The following is a 20,953-nucleotide window of genomic DNA, read 5'->3' on the forward strand; positions in this document are numbered from 1 at the left end:
TTGTCACTAACACCGCGAAAGGAGCGGTAAACAAAAAGCATGTTTGAAATAAATGATATCGAGAGAAAAATAAAGTGTGAACTGGCGTTATGAACGGTGTTAAATAATAGCTGTGGTTATTTCCCGTAGTCGGAAAGCATTTTCTTCAAAAGACTATTAACATCTTTGGTCTTTTTATTTCTTTTAGTTAGAGCGCTTAAAGATGTAGGCATTTCAGGTTTAGAGCATTCCGTTTCTTCTTCAACTCTATCTCGTAATTTTTGTACGGCAGGAAGTAACATACGAATTTCTTCACCATGCTCATTTTCAAGAACCACAATATTCTCAGACTCAACTTGAATAATAGTTAAAATGCCATGCTTAACTGACTCGACTCTTTCACCGACCATCGACGACTGAGGTGGAACAGAACGATCAGAAACTTGTCCACTGCGCAGTTTTGCAGCAGTAATAGAACGAATATTTCCAGTATTTTCAAACGCCACAATAACGGTATGCGTGTTGTAGTATTCAATTACCGTAACATAGCCATGTTTTTTTGTTTCAAATCGAGCGCCTATTTGCATATCGTGTGGCGCTTCTTGTTTTTTAATTAACATCCAGTGTACCTAGGACTTCTGTAAAAATCCGACATAAAGTAAGTATATACCCTGCGTACCACATTATAAATGGTTACCCTACGGCTTGTGGGAGTTTCTATTTCACCTATTCGCGGGAATCTAGTGGCCAACATGACTACACGTTATCCCCTGATACAAAAAAGCGCCATCATTCGATAGGCGCTTTGATTCTCCAAGTATGACTTTATTTAGACGATTGGGCGCTGTCCGCGGTCGATCAGCTTCATCAGTACGTTGTCTGCCGCCTCACCTGCCATGCCAGCAAGTTTAGAGGTCAGCTTCTTCTTCTCAACGTAATGAATAGCCAGTACCGTTTTATCTTTACATGCTTCTACAACAAGGTCATCAGAGGTCTTAATCTCATCAACTAAACCAAGCTCGTGGGCTTGAGTACCGAACCAATGTTCCCCTGTCGCAACTTTGTCTAACTCGAGTTCTGGGCGACGTTCACGGATAAAGTCTTTGAACAGGCCGTGGGTCTCTTCCAGCTCTTGCTTGAATTTCTCACGCGCTTTATCGGTGTTTTCGCCAAACATAGTCAAAGTACGTTTGTATTCACCTGCTGTTAGCTGCTCATACTCAATATCGTATTTTTTCAGTACTTTATTGAAATTTGGCAATTGGGCAATCACACCAATTGAACCCACAATTGCAAACGGTGCAGAGACAATTTTATCGGCGATACACGCCATCATGTAACCGCCACTGGCCGCGACTTTATCCACGGCAATTGTGAGTGGCAAATTCGCTGCTTTAATTCGATCAAGCTGTGATGACGCCAGTCCATAGCCGTGAACCATACCACCACCAGATTCCAGTCTCAGTAGTACTTCGTCGCCTTCACGTGCCACCGCTAGAATCGCAGTCACCTCTTCACGTAGCGAAGCGACTTCTTTGGCATCAATGCTGCCTTTAAAATCCAAAACAAATAAGTGAGGCTCACGTTTGCTGTCCAGATCGCCCTCTTTTGAGGCTTTCTTGATCTCTTTCTCTCGTGATTTGTTTTTCTCTTTTTCTTGCTTCTTCTCTGCTTTGTCACGCGCTTTAATGAAAGCGGCATCGTGCAGATGGTGCTCTAACTGCTCAACCGTGTTTTTATGCTGCTCAGTGAGGTTGGTAATTTCCAGTTCACCCTTCGCGCCGCCGCTTTTACCGCCTACCGCTTTGGCAAAAACTAGAATCGCTACAATCGCGACTACAACAGTCACAATCTTGGCCAAAAACAGGCCATAGTCCAATAAAAATTCCAATGCGATTATCCTCTAATAGTGCGAATTAGTGTATTGTAACCACCATCTTACGGAATCATAAAGTAAATCATTACAATAAGGATACAGATCGTGGATTATGCTGTTTCTTCAGATGCCCTGAAAGGCAAAGTCATCTTGGTTACTGGCGCGGGCGCGGGTATCGGTAAGCAAGCGGCACTCTCTTATGCAGAGCGTGGTGCTACGGTGATCTTGCTTGGTCGTACAGTGAAAAAGCTGGAGCAGACCTACGACGAAATTGAAGCGGCAGGTTACCCTCAGCCAGCCATTATTCCACTGGATATGAAAGGTGCGACAAAGCAAAACTACCTTGATATGGCGGATACCATTGAAGGTCAATTTGGTCGCTTAGATGGCGTTTTACACAATGCCAGCCTATTGGGAGTCATCAGCCCATTTGATCAAATCGGTGAAGATACTTACGACGATATTATGCAGGTCAATGTGAAAGCACAATTCTTGATGACTCAAGCGATTTTGCCGCTACTGCACAAATCAGACGACGCGCGTATTGTGTTCACCTCTTCAACGGTAGGTCACAGTGGTCGCGCTTTTTGGGGCACATACGCGATGTCTAAGTTTGCTACTGAAGGCATGATGCAGGTATTGGCTGATGAGTTAAGTGATACACACATTCGCGTGAATGCAATTAACCCTGGTGCCACTCGCACCACAATGCGCGCCAAAGCTTATCCAGCAGAAGATACCGATTTGCTCAAAACACCACTGGATATTATGCCGCTTTACCTCTACCTGATGAGCCCTGAAAGTAAAGACGTGAATGGTCAGTGTATCGACGCACAACCAAAAAAATAACTCGAACAGCTGATTTATTTTCCAAATAATAATCAACGCCTTGTGTTCTCAACCCAGAAACACAAGGCGTTTTTTTATCCGCTCGACTCGTCTCGCTATTGCCGATAGTTCACAAACAACTATACTGTATATATATACAGGTATTTTGTTATGTATGAACTGATCGAACATCTCAAGCAGAAACAGTGGCTTTGGCAGGGTAACCAGACTCCCGAGTCTCAAGACTATTACGCAACGGGGTACTCGTTACTCGACCAAAAGCTAGAAGGTGGATTCCCTAAACATGGCGTTGTTGAATTGCAATCGCCGCAGGGAATTGGTGAACTACGTTTGCTGATTCCACACCTACAGCAGACTAGCCAAGAGCGCTTAGCGGTATTCATTCAACCGCCGGGTTACCTATGCGCGCAGCACCTTGCTTCACAAGGCATCGATTGTAATAAAGCCCTGCTTATTTATCCCAAAAGCCAAAAAGAAGCGCTGTGGGCCGCAGAGCAATGCTTAAGAAGCGGTGCATGCAGTAATGTTTTGCTCTGGGCGACAGAAATTGAAGTTCACCAAGCTCGGCGGTTGCAAGTCGCGAGCGAAACGGGCAACAGCCTCTCTTTTCTCTTTAAGTCGGGGCAAAAAAATCGCTTCTCGCTTCCTGTTAGCTTAAGCATGACATTACAGCCCCATGCCCTTGGTCTTGAAGTGACGATAACCAAACGTAAAGGAGGGTGGCCACACGGCAGCTTTGTACTGGATATGCGCCATTACTGGCCATCTTTGACAGTGCAGCCCAACAAGCCGGTTATCTTGCCCTTTCCATTGCGCAGACAGGGGTAGTTATGCAGCTTTGGATCTATCTTCATTTTCCTACCTTGCAGCTTGACGCACTTTACGCCGAGCAGTCGGAACAGCCTTTGATCATCGTCGAAGGTAAACGTTTTCAAGTTGTACAACGTAATGCGCTGGCTAAAGAGCAAGGTATTGATCTTGGCATGGGGCTTGGCAGCGCCAGTGCATTATGCCAACAACTGCAAGTACATCCTTATGATGAAAGTGTTGAGCATAAGACATTGCTCGATATTGCCCAGTGGCTTTATATGGTCACCTCAGATATTGCTCTTTTCCCGCCTCAAGGCATTTTGCTCAAGGCCACCGACATGCTTTCTCTTTATGGCGGGCTTAAGGCTTATTGGCAACACGTTTTTCGTCACCTTAGTACGCTTAAACTGACATTTCATTTCGCAACTGGATTTTCGCCTTTCTCAGCGATGTTATTGGCTAAATCAGGAGGCCAATTCATCTGCCATGATAAGGATGAGATCGTTCAGCGCCTCCAACGCTACCCTCTGATTGCCACTGAGCTCGACCCAAAACAAGTGGAGACCTTATCCCGCGTCGGTGTCACTCATTTGCATCAATTACTTGAACTCCCCATGCAAGACATCGCTCGTCGATTCGATATTGATTTGGTGAACTACGTAGGGCGATTGATGGGGCAATTCAAACACCCGATGGATTTCTATCATCCACCAGAGCAGTTCCAAAGCTATCTGGAACTGCTGTTTGATATTGAGCACATTCAATGGCTGGAAAAACCACTCGGCAAGCTACTCAACAAGCTAGAACTCTTTCTTACTCTACGTAATCAAGTTGGCTATGAACTCGCATTAACTCTCCACCAGCGCGATCATCAAGACAGCTCGGTGACCTTTACATCCGCCTCTGGTGACTACTTGGCTCATCGTTGGATGACGCTATGCCAACTCACTCTTGAATCCATCAAGCTAGAGGCGCCGGTGCAGGGGCTCACTCTCAGCCTGATTCGCGGGGGGGAGCTCGAGTCGAGCAGTAAAGACATTTTCGCCGGTCACCAAGGGCAGCAAAGCGAACTTGAGCTGATTGGCTTGTTGCAAGCAAAACTCGGTCATGAGCGGGTTCGTAAAGTCGCGATGAGTGATGACCCAAGGCCAGAAAAAGCGACCCTGCTCTGCTCACCGGACCTACCCATTCCGCTAAAGCCCAACATCCAACGTCTTCGCCCTTCTTTGATGATGCCAGAGCCTGAACCTTTAGCAGAAAAAGTCAGCATAATTCATGGCCCTGAACGCTTTGTGACAGGCTGGTGGGACGGCGATGAAATGACACGAGATTACTTTATCGCACGCAGCGATGCAGGACGCTGGCTGTGGGTGTTTCGTAACCAACAAATGCAATGGTTTCTGCACGGTGTATTTAGTTAGAGGTGGCCATGAAGTACGCGGAACTGTTCTGCCAGACTAATTTTTCTTTTCTGACTGGCGCATCCCACGCTGAAGAGCTGATTTTACAAGCCGATTTTTTACGCTACCACTCATTGGCGATCACCGATGAGTGCTCGGTAGCCGGTGTTGTGCGAGCATACAAAGCAATAGAAACACACCAGCTTAACACTCGGCTCATTATTGGCAGCATGTTCTGGCTCAATCAAGAGTGCCAAGTGGTGCTCCTTTGTCCAACCCATGATGCCTACGCAGAGCTGTGCCGCATCATTACCAATGCTAGAAGGCGCTCTGAAAAAGGCCAGTATCAACTTTCGGAGTGGGACTTGATGACAGTGAAACACTGTTTAGTCATTTGGTTACCCTCACATCAAGACTCGGATTTCAAATGGGGGCAATGGCTAACACAGCATCACCAACATCGATTATGGATAGGCATACAACGCCATTTAAGCTCGGACGAGAAGCAATACTTACAGCACTGTGAGCGACTCGCCCAAGAATTGGCTTTACCGATTACTGCCTGTGGTGGCGTCTTAATGCACACCGCGACACGCTTGCCGCTGCAACACGTTCTCACGGCAATTCAGTTAGGAAAAAGTGTCGATAATATTGGCAGCCACTTACTGACCAATACGGAGCGCACTCTACGCAGCAAAGAAAAACTCAGCAAACTGTTCAAACCAGAGTGGCTTGAAGAGAGTGTTCATATTGCCAAACGGTGTAAATTTTCGATGGGCGAGCTCCAATATCAGTACCCAAGTGAGCTGGTTCCGAACGGCGAATCTCCCAACAGCTACTTACGTAAACTCGTGGAGCATGGCAAAAAATTACGCTTTCCTGAAGGCGTGCCTGCGCATGTCGAAGAGACAATAGACAAAGAGCTCGATCTGATTGAAGAGCTCAACTACCCATTTTATTTTTTAACCATTCATGACATCGTCATGTTTGCCAAACGTAATCGCATTCTCTACCAAGGGCGAGGTTCAGCCGCAAACTCGGTGGTCTGTTACTGTTTGGAAATCACCTCTGTCGACCCGCGCCAAATCTCGGTCCTGTTTGAGCGCTTCATTAGTAAAGAGCGCAATGAGCCCCCCGACATTGATGTCGACTTTGAGCACGAACGTCGCGAAGAAGTGATTCAATACATCTACCAAAAATATGGCCGTGAGCGCGCTGCACTCGCCGCTACCGTCATTACCTATCGCTTTAAAAGTGCAGTGCGTGATGTAGGGAAGGCACTAGGCATTGAAGAGAGCCAACTCGACTACTTCATCAAAAACGTCAATCGTCGTGATCGCTCTCTAGGCTGGCAAGCACAGATTGTTGAACTAGGGCTACAACCAGGCTCACTTAAGGGTGAGCAGTTTATCGCCTTGGTTAATGAAATCATGGGGTTTCCTCGACATCTCTCTCAGCACGTTGGCGGCTTTGTGATTGCGGCAGGCCCTCTTCATCAATTGGTGCCTGTCGAGAATGCTTCCATGCCAGATAGAACCGTCATTCAGTGGGACAAGGATGACCTCGAGAGCTTAAAACTGCTCAAAGTCGATGTCCTGTCCCTTGGAATGCTCAGTGCTATCCGCAAGTGCTTTGACTGGGTCAAAAAGCTGCACAATCAAGAGCTCAGCATCGCGGAGATCACGCGAAGACAAGACGACCCCAACGTCTATCGAATGATCCAGCAAGCGGATACCGTAGGTGTCTTTCAAATTGAATCGCGCGCCCAAATGAGTATGTTGCCGCGCCTTAAGCCCGCCTGCTACTACGATTTAGTCATTCAAATCGCCATCGTCCGCCCAGGCCCAATACAAGGCGATATGGTCCATCCATTTCTCAAGCGCCGTGATGGGATCGAACCAATAACCTACCCTTCCAAAGAGGTCGAAGAAGTGCTGTCACGTACGATGGGAGTTCCCATTTTCCAAGAGCAAGTGATCAAGCTAGCAATGGTGGCCGCCGGATTCAGTGGCGGTGAAGCAGACTCTCTACGCCGCGCGATGGCCGCTTGGAAGAAAAATGGGGACTTAATCAAATTTAAAACCAAACTGATTGAAGGCATGCTCAGTCGCGGCTATGAGCTGGAATTTGCCGAACGCATTTTTGACCAAATTTTAGGCTTCGGTGAATACGGTTTTCCTGAAAGCCACTCCGCCTCTTTTGCGGTACTGGCTTATTGCTCAGCTTGGTTAAAACATTACTACCCTGAAGCGTTTTACACCTCCATACTCAATAGCCTACCTATGGGGTTTTACAGTGCTTCACAGCTTGTTCAAGATGCAAAACGTCATAATGTCATGATATTACCTGTCTGCGTTAACCAATCGCTGCACGACCATCAAGTTGTAAAATGTGGTGATAAATTTGCGATTCGACTGGGCTTACGACAAATCAAAGGATTCAGCATTGAGAGTAGCCACCAGTTGATCAAGGCTCGCGGGAAACAAGGATTCAACCACCCGAATCAACTCAAACATATTGGTTTAAATCGACGTGATATCGAGTTACTCGCGTCAGCCAACGCAATGCAATCCATCGCCAATAATCGCTACCAAACCCGTTGGTCGATGATGGATTCACTCTCTGATTTACCACTGTTTAAAGACATTCAAGAGACAGATTCAATGCCTGTCGCGGCTCCCTCTGAGATACAGACCTTGCTCGAAGACTATGCCGCTACGGGGCTTTCTCTCCAGCAGCACCCTATTCGTTTACTCGACAAGGCGGGAATGTTGGGACGATTTACCCGTATGAGTGAACTCATGACGCGTCCGCACCAATCGTTAGTGACCGTTGTTGGTGTAGTCACAGGAAAACAAGCCCCCGGTACGGCGGCAGGTGTGACGTTTTTTACTCTTGAAGATGATACGGGCAACATCAATGTGGTGGTATGGCAAGCCACTGCAAGAGCGCAAAAGCAAGCCTATCTCACCGCCAAAATACTCATGGTGAAAGGGATTTTAGAACGTGAAGGGGAAGTCACTCATGTGATTGCAGGGCGACTCATTGATATGACCGATAAGCTCGAAGAACTGCAAAGTCGGTCACGGGATTTTCATTAAAAGACAAAAAAGGGTCCCTGAGACCCTTTTCGTTTTTAAAGCAATACTTCTTAATCGGTGAGTATATCTCTTAACCTATCTTGAGCGACCTCAACCAATAGGTCGGGTTGGAACTTAGAAATAAATCGATCACAGCCTACTTTCTTTACCATCGCCTCATTAAAACTGCCGCTAAGTGATGTGTTTAAAGTCACGTAAAGATCTTTCATTCTTGGATCGCTACGTACTTCATGAGTCAGCTTGTAGCCATCCATTTCTGGCATTTCAGCATCAGTGATCATGAGTAACAGTTCTTCGACGACATTCTTACCTTCATCTGCCCACGATTTTAGCAGCGCCAGAGCTTCAAGGCCGTCTCGGCACTCAATGATATTCAAGCCGAGTTGAGATAAGGTTCCTTTGACCTGCGCACGAGCTGTCGAGGAATCATCCACGATCAGTACGTTACGGCCAACCATTTCAGCGGCTAACTGCTCATCAAGAACACCTTCAGAAATCGACACATCGTAATCGATGATTTCAGCGAGCACTTTTTCTACATCGATAATCTCGACGATTTCTTGGTTCTCGCCATCTTTAATTCGCGTAATCGCGGTCAGGTAGTTTGAGCGCCCTGCCGTTTTTGGTGGTGGCTGAATTTCCGTCCATGCGGTATTGACGATATTACGAACTTGACCGACCAAAAAGCCTTGTACGGTACGGTTATACTCGGTAATGATTAAGTTCTGTTCTTGTGTCTCTTGGCGAGAAGGAGGAAAGCCGATCGCACTGCGAAGGTCAATGACAGGAACAGACACACCACGCAACGAAGCAACGCCAGTAATGTTGTGATGAGAGCCCGGCATTTTCGTCAACTGTGGCACTTTAATGACTTCGCGAACCTTAAACACATTAATGGCAAAGATCTGTCTACTGTTTAGACTAAATAACAACAACTCTAAACGGTTTTCACCAACTAGGTTCGTACGCTGATCAACCGTATTTAAAACTCCAGACATACCACTTCTCTACCAAAAGGTTATATAAACAAAATAGTCTAAAGAAAGACTAAGGTAAAAACTAATACCAAGACCACTAATTTGTATTTTAACAAAGTGTAGATATGGAAATAGAGACTGAGGTCAATGGCACCAGTGATGAAGACTCGGCACCTCAAACCCTCTACTAGCAAAAGTATAGTCTGCTAATAACAGAAAGATTATAGGGGTTTAGTGAAAAGATAGATAGTAAGTGAGCAACCGAAGGCATTAGCCCTCGATCACTTTCATCAATAATAGGCCGTCATAGAGCGCTTGCTTGATAAGTGCTGCTCCCGGCATGGTTGCCTGTTTGTAGAATCGAGACTCCACCAGCTCAAGATCTTGATGGTAAACAGGAAGGCTTTGCTCTTCGATGCATGTTTGAATCGCAGGATAAAGCACTTCTTTAGCTTGGTTAATCGCGCCACCAATCAATATCTTCTCAGGGTTGAAAAGGTTGATCACAATCGAAATGGCCGATCCTAGATAACGCCCCAACTTCTCTACAACATCAACCGCTAGCGCATCACCTTTTTCTGCGGCTTCACAGATGTCTTCAACAGAAATTTCTTCTATTTCTGACAATATTGATGTTTCACCGTTCGCGATACGCTCTGCCACTTCACTACGGATAGCTTGCGAACTCGCCACGGTCTCTAGACAACCGCGGTTTCCACAGTGACATTGTTTACCATTTGGGTCGATCTGAATATGCCCCAGCTCGCCAATATTGCCATGACGACCTTGCAACACTCGGCCATCGAGTATGATACCTGCGCCCAAACCATGATGGATGGAGATTAACACCGAGTTATCGTTTTCTTGAGAGTGACCAAAGAGCTTCTCCGCCAACGCCCATGCACGCGTATCGTTGGCAATGAAAACAGGAAGCCCTGTCGCCTTATAGATTTCTGGGCCAAGAGCCAAATTCTCAACATTGTAGTGTGGCATCTGCAACACAATGCCCTGCTCGGAATTCACTAAGCCAGGAAGAGTGATAGCGATACTCGTCACACGGTCAAGTTGGTCAGAATAGGTTTGGAAAAACTCGTCAATTTCATGCAGCAGGCGAGCAAGCACATCTTCTTGATCAATTTCATGAATGTCGATTTTTGTATCAATCAATACATCACCGCCCAATTCATGCAGAGCAATGGTCAAGTAGCCTCGGCCAAGACGCATCGACAAAAATTGCCAACCCTCATTGTTCACTTGCAAACCAACCGCAGGTCGCCCCCGACTGGTGGCCTCTTGCACGGTTGTTTCATGAATGAGGTGGGCTTCGATCAATTCACGAGTAATCTTGGTGATACTAGCGGGTGCCAGTTCACTCTCCTTCGATAAATCGATGCGAGAAATAGGCCCTTTTTGATCAATGAGTTTATAGACCCGTCCAGCATTGACCTGCTTGATATGATCAATATGGCCAGGTTGAGCCATGTACATAGAGTGCTCCGAATATCAACAACTAGGTAATTTTTTTACTTTGCGAAGTAATTGTGAAGAGCTTTGATAGATCGCCGTGACAAGTGTCACGTATAAACATGTTTCTTTGTGTACCCAGTCAAATAGCGAAGGCTTTATCACATTTCATGCTCTATTTTTTTGCATAAATAATTATGTATTTTTCCTACCCGTCTAAAATTACTAATTATCACGCAGAGTCAGATCAAGGAGATCATAATGACCTCACCACAAAGAAGAACAAAAATCGTCTCAACACTCGGACCTTCAACAGATAAGCCTGGAATATTAGAAGCAATACTCGAAGCGGGCGTGAATGTCGTTCGCATGAATTTCTCGCATGGTACCGCCGACGACCATCGCCAACGCGTAACTCGTGTACGCAACATCGCCGCTAAACTGGGTACACACATTGCGATTCTTGGCGATTTACAAGGGCCGAAGATCCGTGTTTCGACGTTTGCAGAAGGAAAAATCCACCTCAATGTCGGTGACAATTTTACGCTCGACAGCGCGCTTCCTGCGGGTCAAGGCAATCAGGATGCCGTAGGTTTGGATTACAAAGCGCTGCCTCAAGATGTGTCTGCGGGTGATGTTCTTCTGCTCGATGACGGGCGAGTCCAATTGAAAGTCATTGGCGTCACTGACACAGAGGTTCGTACCAAAGTGACCATTGGTGGTGCGCTATCCAATAACAAAGGCATCAACAAAAAAGGCGGTGGCCTTTCCGCCGATGCCCTGACTGAAAAAGACAAGAATGATATTAAGCTCGCGGCCGAACTCAAAGTCGATTACCTAGCGGTTTCTTTCCCACGTAATGGCGAAGACATGAAATACGCAAGACGCTTAGCGCGCGATGCGGGGCTTCACGCTAGGCTGGTTGCCAAAGTAGAACGAGCAGAAACCGTTGCGACCGAAGAGAATATCGATGACATCATTAAAGCTTCAGACGCCGTCATGGTCGCGCGTGGCGACCTTGGTGTGGAAATAGGTGACCCTGAGCTAATTGGCGTGCAAAAACAGCTTATACGACGTGCTAGAGCGTTAAATAGAACCGTCATTACTGCAACACAGATGATGGAGTCGATGATGGAAAACCCAATGCCTACACGAGCCGAAGTGATGGATGTCGCCAATGCTGTGCTCGATGGCACCGATGCAGTGATGCTATCTGGCGAGACTGCCGCAGGTAAATACCCATTAGAAACCGTACGATCCATGGCAGAGGTCTGTTTAGGAGCCGAGAAGATGGCCGACATCAACCGTTCGAGCTATCGAATGGAAGAGGTTTTTGAAAGCAGCGAAGAGACAATCTCGATGTCGACCATGTTCGCCGCCAACCATATGCGCGGCATAAAAGGCATCATCACATTAACCGAATCGGGTCGTACCGCATTGATGACATCTAGGTTGAGCTCTGGTTTACCTATTTTCGCTTTATCGCGTAACGAAGCGACGCTGAATCTCTCAGCGCTGTATCGCGGCGTCTTTCCGGTTTATTTTGATTCTAAAGGAGATACGGGGTTAGTTACGGCTCAAGCGGCGGTCGAGACCCTAAAACAACGAGGGCTATTAGACGATGGTGACCTTGTGATCATTACTCAGGGCGATGTGATGGATGTGGTTGGTTCAACCAACTGTATGCGTATTCTGTCTGCCTAACCAGATCATAAAAACGCAATAGGGAGCGATGCTCCCTATTTCATTTCTTGTGGAATAAGCTGGCTATAGGTTTCAACGAAACGAAAGCCGGCGTCGAGTCCCAACTGATAGTCATGCAACAAACTCTCCTTTTCACTCAACAATGAGCTTGAACGCAGCGGCTCTTCGGGCTTAATCTGGACAATAAAACAATCATCTGGCGGTGCTTGGAGAAAATCTTGGGTTAACGAGTAGGTCTGATAATGAACCATCAACATATCCGCCAACCCAGAATCAAATTTATCTCCAAGAAGGTGGCTAAGCCTGTAGATATCATCGGCTCCAAATAACCAACGCCCGCCATTCAATGCCTCAAAATGGTTAAGCTCGGGTTTATGTCGATGCGCTCGAGAAACCTGCTCGTTCAAGAAGGTATTCCAATCAGATTTCCATTGTATTAATTTACTCTGCCAATGGCCTTGGATAGAGTTGAATGAATCGCGAAACCATTCAACCGCCTCCTTTTCAACGACTTCCGGAGTGTCCGACACCAAATCGTCGCCTTCAGTTCGAATCACAACAATGCATCGAGCTTCGCGGCGCCATGCTTCCTGTACGGGTATTGACGCAGACACACCACCATCTACGTATATACCATGTTCAAATTCGACCGGTTGATTGTACAACCGTGGAATCGCACAGGTCGCTATTAGGACTTTTTTCCAATCCTCACTGAGCATTGGCAAATAGTGGTCCATCAACTTGTGGGTGTCGGTTACCGCTGCAAACGCTTCTCGCCCGGCGAGCACCTGGCGTCCCATATCAATATCAAGACGATACGGATAGTCAGATACACGATCGAGCGCCCAATCTAAACCCAAAAATTGGCGACGGCGAATATAGCTAAACAGATGGAAAAACTGTGGGTCTGTGGTCAAATCGAGAATAAAGGATTTTCCAATACCACGCTGACGACAAAGAAACGCACATAAATTCAGCGCACCGGCTGACGTACCGTAGAAGGAATGAAAAGGATCGAAGTTTGATAGGAGAAAGGCATCTAATACACCAGAGGTAAAAATACCCCTTTGGCCGCCACCTTGAGCAACCAACGCATTTTTACCGCCGGTGTACTTTTTGAAGTTCTGAAGATCGAGTTGTACCGCAGCGTTTGTCACGACACCGCTATTTCGCATTCAAAACTCTCTACATTGTCGATATCGCGACAACGCCAAATCCAATTAAAACGGAAAAGACGACAGCCGTGATGATTAGGGCATATTTGAGATCGTGTTCCATAGACACCTCCTTCTTGTTTAACAAAGTAATAACATCACTGTGAATCATCTTCAATAATTGCGTTTTTTTTGTGCTTAATTATGGCGTTAGCATCACAATTAGTAGGTGTATTCAATCTTTGGAGCCAGTATGAACTTTGTTATCCGCGCGGGAGTTTTCTTATGTTTACTCGGAGCAACTCACGGCTATGCAGCCGAACTGTATATCACGCCATGGGTGGGATATACCCTAGGCGGCAGTGTTGAAAACCAAGATGGCGATGACTTTGATCTTGAAGCGTCTACTAATTTGGGATTGAGTGTCGAAACCGATCTAGACAACGGACGAATAGGCTTGTTTTATACTCGACAAGCCACCAAAGTAGAACAGGTCAACTTGGATTCTGATGTGCACTATTTGCATTTTCAGAGCAGCATCCAATATGAACTGAGTCAGGATTTTTCTTCTTATCTAGGGCTTGGATTAGGAGGTTCTTACGTAGATGCAGAGTGGGTAGACGACAAACTTGGTTTTTCAGCATCAATTTTCGGCGGGTTCGAATACCAAATTACCGACTATCTTGCGGCAAATGTTCAAGCCCGATGGTTAGGTACCGTCGTTGACAATGACACTAAAGGAGTATGTAACCTCCCGACAACTGGCTCTGATTCTTGTGTGATTCAATTTAAAACATCTTGGATGAACCAGTTCTCTACCAACGTCGGCTTAACTTGGCGTTTTTAATCAAGCTTTTGGGGGGAGATCCCCCCTATTGCAGCCAACTTAAAACGAGTACTTAATGCCCAGTGCGCCACCAACTTGTAGCTTCGCGCCTGAATACAAGTCCAACTCTGGGTGGATTTGGCCATACATGTTCCAACCTTTACTGATGTCCCACTTTAAGCCAAGTGGTAATCGAGCGCCGAACTCCTTACCTTCCCACTCGCTCCAACCGCCTACGCCAACGTACCATGATACGGGCATACTTTGATCAAACTCGCCACGCGATATGATGTAATCAAAAGCACCGCCATCGTTACCAATGGTAAAACGATACTGGTTATCGATTTCAACCACAACACTCAGGTCTTGGTCCAATGCCATCCCTACCGACAAGTCTGTTTTTTGTGGTTCATCAGCACTAGAAGAAAAAGAAACAGCGAAAAGTAGTGTCCCTAGTGCACCTGAAAAGAGCGCTTTGTTCATACAAACCCCATATCTTAGACAATATAAAACAGCGTACAATTATCCTGTATCAGGCCTCCTTAGTGTCAGACAAAAGTTAATGCGCCGCAAAGATGCCGCCTACAAGAGCAGCGATTTGTAACAAACCAAAACATACGTCGCGGAGTCTCTGACTTTAGTACAAACAAAAAAAGGAGGCCTAAGCCTCCTTTTCGCAATTTAGATGAGTAGGTGGGAATTAACCGTGGTTACGGATCCACTCATCCATTTCAGTTTTCAGGTTGTCAGACTTAGTACCGAAGATAGCCTGAACACCACCCGCAACAACAACAACACCCGCAGCGCCTAGTTGTTTTAGCTTGTCTTGGTCAACGGCAGCTGTGTCAGCTACTGCAACACGTAGACGAGTGATACATGCGTCTAGACCAGTGATGTTTGCTTTACCGCCAAATGCAGCAACCAACTCACCTGCTAAGTCAGAACCTGTTGCAACAGATGCTTCTTCAGATTCGTCTTCACGACCTGGAGTTTTAAGGTCCATCGCTTTAATTACCGCACGGAACACTACGTAGTAGATTGCAGCGTACACAACACCTACAGCAATCATCAGACCCATCTTCTGTGCGTTACCAGAAAGAACTAGGAAGTCGATTAGACCGTGTGAGAATGAAGTACCGTGTACAAAACCTAGAGTGTTAGCCACTACGTATGCAGAACCTGCTAGTAGAGCGTGGATACCGTATAGTACAGGAGCTACGAATAGGAATGAGAATTCGATTGGCTCAGTGATACCGGTTAGGAATGAAGTCAGTGCAGCAGACGCCATGATACCCATTACTTTCGCGCGGTTCTCTGGTTTAGCAGAGTGAGCGATAGCGATAGCAGCAGCTGGTAGACCGAACATCTTGAACATGTAACCACCTGCTAGCTGACCGAAGCCGTTGCCCGCAGCACGAGATGCTTCATCAGCAACTAGGTAACAAGTTAGTACGCCGTTTTGAGTTTCGCCTGCAGCGTTAACACAAGTACCTGCTTCGAAGAAGAATGGTACGTTCCATACGTGGTGTAGACCGAATGGGATTAGTGAACGCTCAACGATACCGTAGATACCAAACGCAACTTGTGGGTTTTGGTGAGCAGCCCAGTCAGAGAATGATGCAATCGCACCACCGATTGGAGGCCATACAACAGACAGTACGATACCAAGACCGATCGCTGTGAAACCAGTGATGATTGGCACAGCACGCTTACCAGCGAAGAAGCCAAGGTATTCTGGAAGTTGAATTTTGAAGAAACGGTTGAATGCCCAAGCAGCCACACCACCGACAAGAATACCACCTAGTACACCTGTGTCGATTTTCTCAACACCCATGATGCCAGCCATAACACCAAGTGTTGCCGTCATGATGCCGTAACCAACGATTGCAGCAAGACCTGCTACACCGTCGTTGTTAGTAAAGCCAAGTGCTACACCAACAGCAAATAGAAGTGCCATTTGGCCAAATACTGAGCCACCCGCTTGTTCCATTAGGTTAGAAACGATATCTGGAATGAAGCTTAGGTCGGCAGCACCCACACCTAGTAAAATACCTGCAACTGGTAATACTGATACTGGTAGCATCAGAGCTTTACCAACTTTTTGCAGGTTAGCAAAAAGGTTCTTAAACATGTTTATGCTCCTGAAAAGTTTATAAGATTTATTGGGCTCTAACGGCACACCCCCGTAGCCTTAAATGTTAGCACCCAGAAAAAATGTAACCACTTATGTCACTATATTTTCTGCCTCTAAATATATATTGAGGGTTAACAGTCTTACTAGCGGGTTACGAAATTAAGTTTCAAACTAATAGATAGATCACAATAAAAACCGCATACTGAAATGCTTTACAAGCATGGTAAACATTTGTTTTTAAATAACTATTTTGTAAATACGATTAATTTCACCGAGTAAATAAAATAGGCAGCATTGTTATTTTATGTAACAAATTTACAAAAGTGATATTTTCAGCTCTCAAGTTCAACAAAATTAGTAAACAAAACCAGCCAAACGCTTGCGTGTGATCTAAATTACAAAAAAAAGGAGCTCCCGCTCCTTTTTTAATCAACTTTCATTTTCTATCTCAAAAAAAGATTTCTAAAGTTTTCGCTGGTTTTTTCTCCAACTTCACCAAGAGAAAGGCCTTTCAGCTGCGCAATGTAGGAAGCAACCTCGACGACATACGCCGGTTGGTTCTGTTTTCCTCGATGCGGGACAGGAGCCAGATACGGAGAATCAGTTTCGATAAGAAGTCGCTCTAAAGGCAGCGCTTTGACGACCTCTTTCAGCTCTGTTGCCTGTCGAAAGGTAACGATACCCGAAATCGAAATGTAAAAACCTAAGTCCATCGCAGCTTCAGCAAACGCAAGATCTTCAGTGAAGCAGTGGATGACCCCACCACACTTCTCAGCGCCACCATTACGCAATATATCGAGTGTATCTTGCCTAGCGTTGCGCGTGTGAATGATGAGTGGCTTATTCAGTTTTACCCCAAGTTCAACCTGCTGCTCAAATCGCAGTTTTTGTAAGTCTGCAGTTTCTGGCTGATAGTGGTAATCCAAACCAGTTTCACCGATAGCAACAACACGCGAGTGAGCAGCGTAGTCATGCAATCGGTCCAACGCAAAATCGCTTTCTACGTCGAGTGGGTGGACACCACAAGAAGCATAAACGTTGTCAAAAGGTTCTATCATTTCCAACATCTTTGGAAAAGAGTCTAACGTTACCCCTACTGAAAGAAGCTCTGTAACGTTTGCCGCTTTCGCTCTAGCGACCACATCAGCAATACCGGTGTGGAGATCTTGATAGTCAAGCTTATCTAAATGGCAGTGTGAGTCTACGAACATGTTTCCCCGTTAAATCTAAATAACCAATCCAAAATGAGCAGCTCACTGTTGAGCCCTGAATGCTGACGCAACTGGTCGATGAGAGCACTTAATGCCTTTGTCTGCTGATAAAGAATATCGTAGCTAACTAGCTCAGACAGCCGTTTTGCCCCAGGGACAAAAAACGGCATGTTGACAGAAAAATGGACTTTTTGAGCATCAGTGAGTAAATACCACAACCAAAGCAAGGTCTCATGAGGGTTGTTTGCCAACGCTTTCGCCAAAGATAAGCTGTCACCCGACAGTTCAACAACCTGAATGAAGCTCTGCTCGACTTTGAGGTAATCTTGCTCTTTATCCTGCTCTACAAACTGTAGTGTGTTTAGTGGCGCATTGCTATTTAAGTGCGCCGCGTATTCAGGTACAGAGCGGCTGGTCTGCTCTGAGATCCACTGAGTCACCATCTCAGAGTTAGGAGGAGTGACTTGCCATTGCTGACAGCGACTCGTGATAGTGGGCAACAAGCCATTAGTGCGGTGGGTAACCAGCAGGAACATACAACTTCCGGAAGGTTCTTCAAGAGTTTTCAACAACGCATTAGCAGCAGATTCATTCATCGAATCTGCTGGCTCAATCACAAATAAGCGAAGACCGCCTAATTGAGACGATTCTTGTGCTTGTCTATTACACTGGCGAATTTGATCGACTGAAATGGCTTTGCCTTCTTTTTCTGGTTGGACAATGTGATAGTCAGGATGACTACCAGACTGCATAAGCTGACAGCTATGACAAAAACCGCATGCCTCATGGTCATAATTGCTGCACATCACAGCACGGCTAAAGTGTTCAACAATCTGTTCAGCACCCAAGCCTGGTTTTGCGGTCAACATCGCTGCGTTGGAAAAACGACCATTTTGCAAACTGGCCTGCCACTCTTGCCAAAGCTCAGATAACCAAGGGTAAAGCGTCGTCATTACAGTGTATCCATCCAAGAACGTAATGCGATTTTTATATCCGCTGCCACCTTATCGATGGTTTGCTCAGCATTGACTACCATGACACTCTCGTCTGCATTTGCCATTTCAAGGTATCGATCGCGTGTTCGATCAAAGAAACTCATGTCCATTTTCTCGATACGATCCAACTCTCCACGTCCGCGCGCTCGTTCAAGCCCAACTCGTGGGTCAAGATCGAGATAGATGGTCAAATCGGGTTTAAAGTCACCAAGCGTTGTCTGCTTTAAAGACACCATTGTCTCTTTGGCAATCTGACGTCCTCCCCCTTGATACGCCTGAGAGGACATATCGTGACGGTCGCCCACAACCCAAGTACCCGACTCTAATGCAGGCTTGATAACATTCTCGACCAATTGAACGCGAGCGGCATACATAAGCAGCAGCTCAGTCATATCTTGCAATATCTCACCGTCGTGCTCTTGCTTGACGAGAGTGCGCAGTTTCTCAGCTAACACGGTTCCACCAGGTTCGCGAGTGTTTTTGATACGTTCAACGCCCGCTTGCTTTAGAGTCTCCATCACTGCATTAATGGCAGTGCTTTTACCCGCGCCTTCTAGGCCTTCGATAACGATAAATTTAGCTTGGCTCATTGGTTACTTCTTAATTGTTTTAAATAGGCTCGTACAGCACGGTTGTGTTCTGCCAATGATTTCGAGAACACGTGGCCACCTTTACCACTGGCAACAAAATAGAGATAGTTGCTCGCCTCTGGATTGAGTGCCGCTGCAATAGAGGCTTCTCCCGGCATCGCAATCGGTGTCGGTGGTAAGCCAAAAATTGTGTATGTATTGTATGGTGTCGGTGTACGAAGATCTTTTTTGCGAATATTGCCGTCATACTTATCGCCCATCCCGTAAATAACGGTAGGATCAGTCTGCAAACGCATACGCTTATTGAGGCGGTTAATAAAGACAGAAGCAACACGCTCTCGCTCTTCTTCTACTGCTGTCTCTTTTTCAATGATAGACGCAAGGATTAACGCTTCATAAGGCGTCTTTAACGGTAAGTCCTCTTGTCTTTGTTGCCATTGTTCATCAAGAATAGCCTGCAGTTTAGAGGAAGCACGCTTCAAGATATCGAGATCCGAGGTGCCAAACGTATAGTGATACGTTTCTGCAAGCATTAACCCTTCTAATTTATCATGTTCAAGGCCAAGTTTTTGAGCGATCTCTGCTTCACTTAAGCCCGACATTTCATGCTCTAAGTACTCAGCTGTTTCGAGTGCTTGGCGCCACTCCTTAAACGTTGAACCTTCAACAAAAGTAATTGCAAATTGGTGTTCTTTGCCAGACTTAAGTAATTCAAGAGTCTGAGCTAAGGTAGTATTGGGTTCAAGTAAATAGGTTCCCGCTTTTAACTGAGTTAGATCAGGGTGAAAACGGCGAACAAGTTTGGAGAAATCACTCCCTGCTATGATTCCCTTTTCAGTTAACTTAGATAACACACGGTTGAAACCGGTTCCTGACTTGAGAGTAAAGATTTGCTCTTGTTCGATATTGAGAGGCTGAGCGATATACTGCTCAACTTGTTTAGTGACATAGCCATAACCTGCCGCCGCAGCAAGCGCGACCAACAGTAAAAAAATAGTGATTTTTTTAATCACGACAGGGCCTTCTCCTGAATAGTTCTTGTAAGTTTTCCAATTAAAAACGTCTGCTTTTCGATTGCAGAGACAGGCGCCACACCCAAAATGGAGTTAGTGACAAAAACCTCATCAGCCGCCAACAGATCTTCCATCACGTAGTCCGCCTCCTTAACAGAGACTCCAAGCTTAGACACTACGTCCAACACCACGCGACGCATAACACCATCGACACCCGCATTCGAAAGACTAGGCGTATATAACACCTCACCCTTCAACCAAAACAAGTTAGCCATAGTGGTTTCCACAACCTTGTCATTGCAATCCAACGCAATACCATCGACGTAGCCTTGCTGCTCGACATCCGCTTTTAATAATATTTGCTCAAGACGGTTGTTATGTTTGTGTCCTGCCAACATTGGGTTAATCCCTAATCGCTTGCGACAGACACCCAACACAACGCCATCTTGACACCATTGTTCATAGTGAGACGGAAATGGAAAAGCGCTAATGGTAACATTTGATGAGGTCACTTGAGTAGGGCTATATCCGCGCCCGCCTTCTCCTCGGCTGATATGCAGTTTGAGACCGGCTTTCTCTTCGGTATTTGCCATTTGCTTGAGCCAACATTCGATCTGCCTCCAATCAGGAGATTCGATGCCAAGTAGCTTCAAACACGCGTCCATTCTTGCAATATGCCTGTGCCAATGCTGCACCTGCCCATGTCGGGTCAACATGGTGGTAAAACAACCATCACCATATTGAAACGAGCGATCTGTCAGCGCGACACAATCCTGCAACTCTCCATTGAGCAAATACATGTCATTCCTACGTCTGTGAAGATTTAAACGATTATTAAATAACAAAACGGCTTAATGCCAAAGCACTAAG

Annotated in this window: 19 protein-coding genes; 6 read left to right on the top strand and 13 right to left on the bottom strand. The window is 46.0% G+C overall.

Translation table 11 applies throughout. From position 1 onward, the window contains the following. Positions 1 to 116 precede the first annotated feature (116 nt). Positions 117 to 599: a hypothetical protein gene (locus tag ACUALS_RS09130; protein WP_005472978.1), complete on the bottom strand. Its 483-nt coding sequence runs from the start codon at positions 597 to 599 to the stop codon at positions 117 to 119. A gap of 209 nt (positions 600 to 808) precedes the next feature. Further along, positions 809 to 1,870 carry a protease SohB gene (gene sohB, locus ACUALS_RS09135; RefSeq protein WP_038134131.1) on the bottom strand — a complete coding sequence of 354 codons (1,062 nt, stop codon included), beginning with the start codon at positions 1,868 to 1,870 and terminating at the stop codon, positions 809 to 811. Between the two features lie 90 nt (positions 1,871 to 1,960). On the opposite strand from sohB, the gene ACUALS_RS09140 reads away from it, so the two are divergent. The 4 genes from ACUALS_RS09140 (at position 1,961) to ACUALS_RS09155 (ending at position 8,015) form a co-directional block, all read left to right on the top strand. After that, complete coding sequence (locus ACUALS_RS09140) at positions 1,961 to 2,704, top strand: YciK family oxidoreductase (protein ID WP_454448226.1); 744 nt, start codon at positions 1,961 to 1,963, stop codon at positions 2,702 to 2,704. 150 nt (positions 2,705 to 2,854) lie between these two features. After that, entirely contained in the window at positions 2,855 to 3,532 is a 678-nt protein-coding gene (gene imuA, locus ACUALS_RS09145) for a translesion DNA synthesis-associated protein ImuA (RefSeq protein ID WP_454448227.1), read from the top strand. A 2-nt stretch (positions 3,533 to 3,534) separates the two neighbouring features. Then, positions 3,535 to 4,935: a Y-family DNA polymerase gene (locus ACUALS_RS09150; protein WP_454448228.1), complete on the top strand. Its 1,401-nt coding sequence runs from the start codon at positions 3,535 to 3,537 to the stop codon at positions 4,933 to 4,935. A gap of 8 nt (positions 4,936 to 4,943) precedes the next feature. Continuing rightward, a complete protein-coding gene (locus tag ACUALS_RS09155) occupies positions 4,944 to 8,015 on the top strand; it encodes an error-prone DNA polymerase (RefSeq protein WP_454448229.1) in 3,072 nt (1,023 codons plus the stop codon). A 50-nt stretch (positions 8,016 to 8,065) separates the two neighbouring features. On the opposite strand, the gene ACUALS_RS09160 is transcribed toward ACUALS_RS09155, so the two are convergent. Together ACUALS_RS09160 and mlc are read right to left on the bottom strand one after the other, a co-directional pair. After that, positions 8,066 to 9,013 (bottom strand): chemotaxis protein CheV, encoded by a 948-nt coding sequence (locus tag ACUALS_RS09160; RefSeq protein WP_038134125.1) that lies wholly within the window; start codon positions 9,011 to 9,013, stop codon positions 8,066 to 8,068. A gap of 249 nt (positions 9,014 to 9,262) precedes the next feature. Then, positions 9,263 to 10,480, bottom strand: coding sequence for a sugar metabolism global transcriptional regulator Mlc (gene mlc / locus ACUALS_RS09165; RefSeq protein WP_039627713.1), 1,218 nt, complete (start codon positions 10,478 to 10,480; stop codon positions 9,263 to 9,265). A gap of 237 nt (positions 10,481 to 10,717) precedes the next feature. Between mlc and pyk the strand changes: the two genes are divergently transcribed. Then, positions 10,718 to 12,160 (top strand): pyruvate kinase, encoded by a 1,443-nt coding sequence (gene pyk, locus ACUALS_RS09170; protein WP_005472950.1) that lies wholly within the window; start codon positions 10,718 to 10,720, stop codon positions 12,158 to 12,160. Between the two features lie 35 nt (positions 12,161 to 12,195). On the opposite strand, the gene ACUALS_RS09175 is transcribed toward pyk, so the two are convergent. Beyond that, a complete protein-coding gene (locus tag ACUALS_RS09175; RefSeq protein WP_038134122.1) occupies positions 12,196 to 13,335 on the bottom strand; it encodes a patatin-like phospholipase family protein in 1,140 nt (379 codons plus the stop codon). A 10-nt stretch (positions 13,336 to 13,345) separates the two neighbouring features. After that, positions 13,346 to 13,438 carry a cytochrome bd-I oxidase subunit CydH gene (cydH, locus tag ACUALS_RS09180; protein ID WP_150114119.1) on the bottom strand — a complete coding sequence of 31 codons (93 nt, stop codon included), beginning with the start codon at positions 13,436 to 13,438 and terminating at the stop codon, positions 13,346 to 13,348. A 129-nt stretch (positions 13,439 to 13,567) separates the two neighbouring features. Between cydH and ACUALS_RS09185 the strand changes: the two genes are divergently transcribed. After that, the gene (locus tag ACUALS_RS09185; RefSeq protein WP_038193532.1) at positions 13,568 to 14,161 is read left to right on the top strand and encodes an outer membrane beta-barrel protein; all 594 of its coding nucleotides are present in this window, start codon (positions 13,568 to 13,570) and stop codon (positions 14,159 to 14,161) included. A 39-nt stretch (positions 14,162 to 14,200) separates the two neighbouring features. Here the strand turns inward: ACUALS_RS09185 and ACUALS_RS09190 are convergent, their stop codons facing one another. From ACUALS_RS09190 to pabC, 7 genes are all read right to left on the bottom strand, one after another. After that, positions 14,201 to 14,623, bottom strand: a complete 423-nt coding sequence (locus tag ACUALS_RS09190) for a hypothetical protein (protein ID WP_038213626.1) — start codon at positions 14,621 to 14,623, stop codon at positions 14,201 to 14,203. A 217-nt stretch (positions 14,624 to 14,840) separates the two neighbouring features. Then, complete coding sequence (ptsG, locus tag ACUALS_RS09195) at positions 14,841 to 16,271, bottom strand: PTS glucose transporter subunit IIBC (RefSeq protein WP_038191494.1); 1,431 nt, start codon at positions 16,269 to 16,271, stop codon at positions 14,841 to 14,843. A gap of 446 nt (positions 16,272 to 16,717) precedes the next feature. Continuing rightward, positions 16,718 to 17,485, bottom strand: a complete 768-nt coding sequence (locus ACUALS_RS09200; protein ID WP_454448230.1) for a TatD family hydrolase — start codon at positions 17,483 to 17,485, stop codon at positions 16,718 to 16,720. Next, entirely contained in the window at positions 17,476 to 18,438 is a 963-nt protein-coding gene (gene holB / locus ACUALS_RS09205; protein ID WP_454448231.1) for a DNA polymerase III subunit delta', read from the bottom strand. The genes ACUALS_RS09200 and holB overlap by 10 nt, the downstream gene beginning before the upstream one ends. Continuing rightward, entirely contained in the window at positions 18,438 to 19,070 is a 633-nt protein-coding gene (tmk, locus tag ACUALS_RS09210; RefSeq protein ID WP_454448232.1) for a dTMP kinase, read from the bottom strand. The genes holB and tmk overlap by 1 nt, the downstream gene beginning before the upstream one ends. Continuing rightward, on the bottom strand, positions 19,067 to 20,083 hold the full coding sequence (gene mltG / locus ACUALS_RS09215) for an endolytic transglycosylase MltG (RefSeq protein WP_454448233.1): 1,017 nt from the start codon (positions 20,081 to 20,083) through the stop codon (positions 19,067 to 19,069). Before mltG ends, tmk begins: the two co-directional genes overlap by 4 nt. Continuing rightward, entirely contained in the window at positions 20,080 to 20,883 is an 804-nt protein-coding gene (pabC, locus tag ACUALS_RS09220) for an aminodeoxychorismate lyase (protein WP_454448234.1), read from the bottom strand. The genes mltG and pabC overlap by 4 nt, the downstream gene beginning before the upstream one ends. Positions 20,884 to 20,953 lie beyond the last annotated feature (70 nt).

The organism is Vibrio sp. NH-7, from assembly GCF_053643215.1.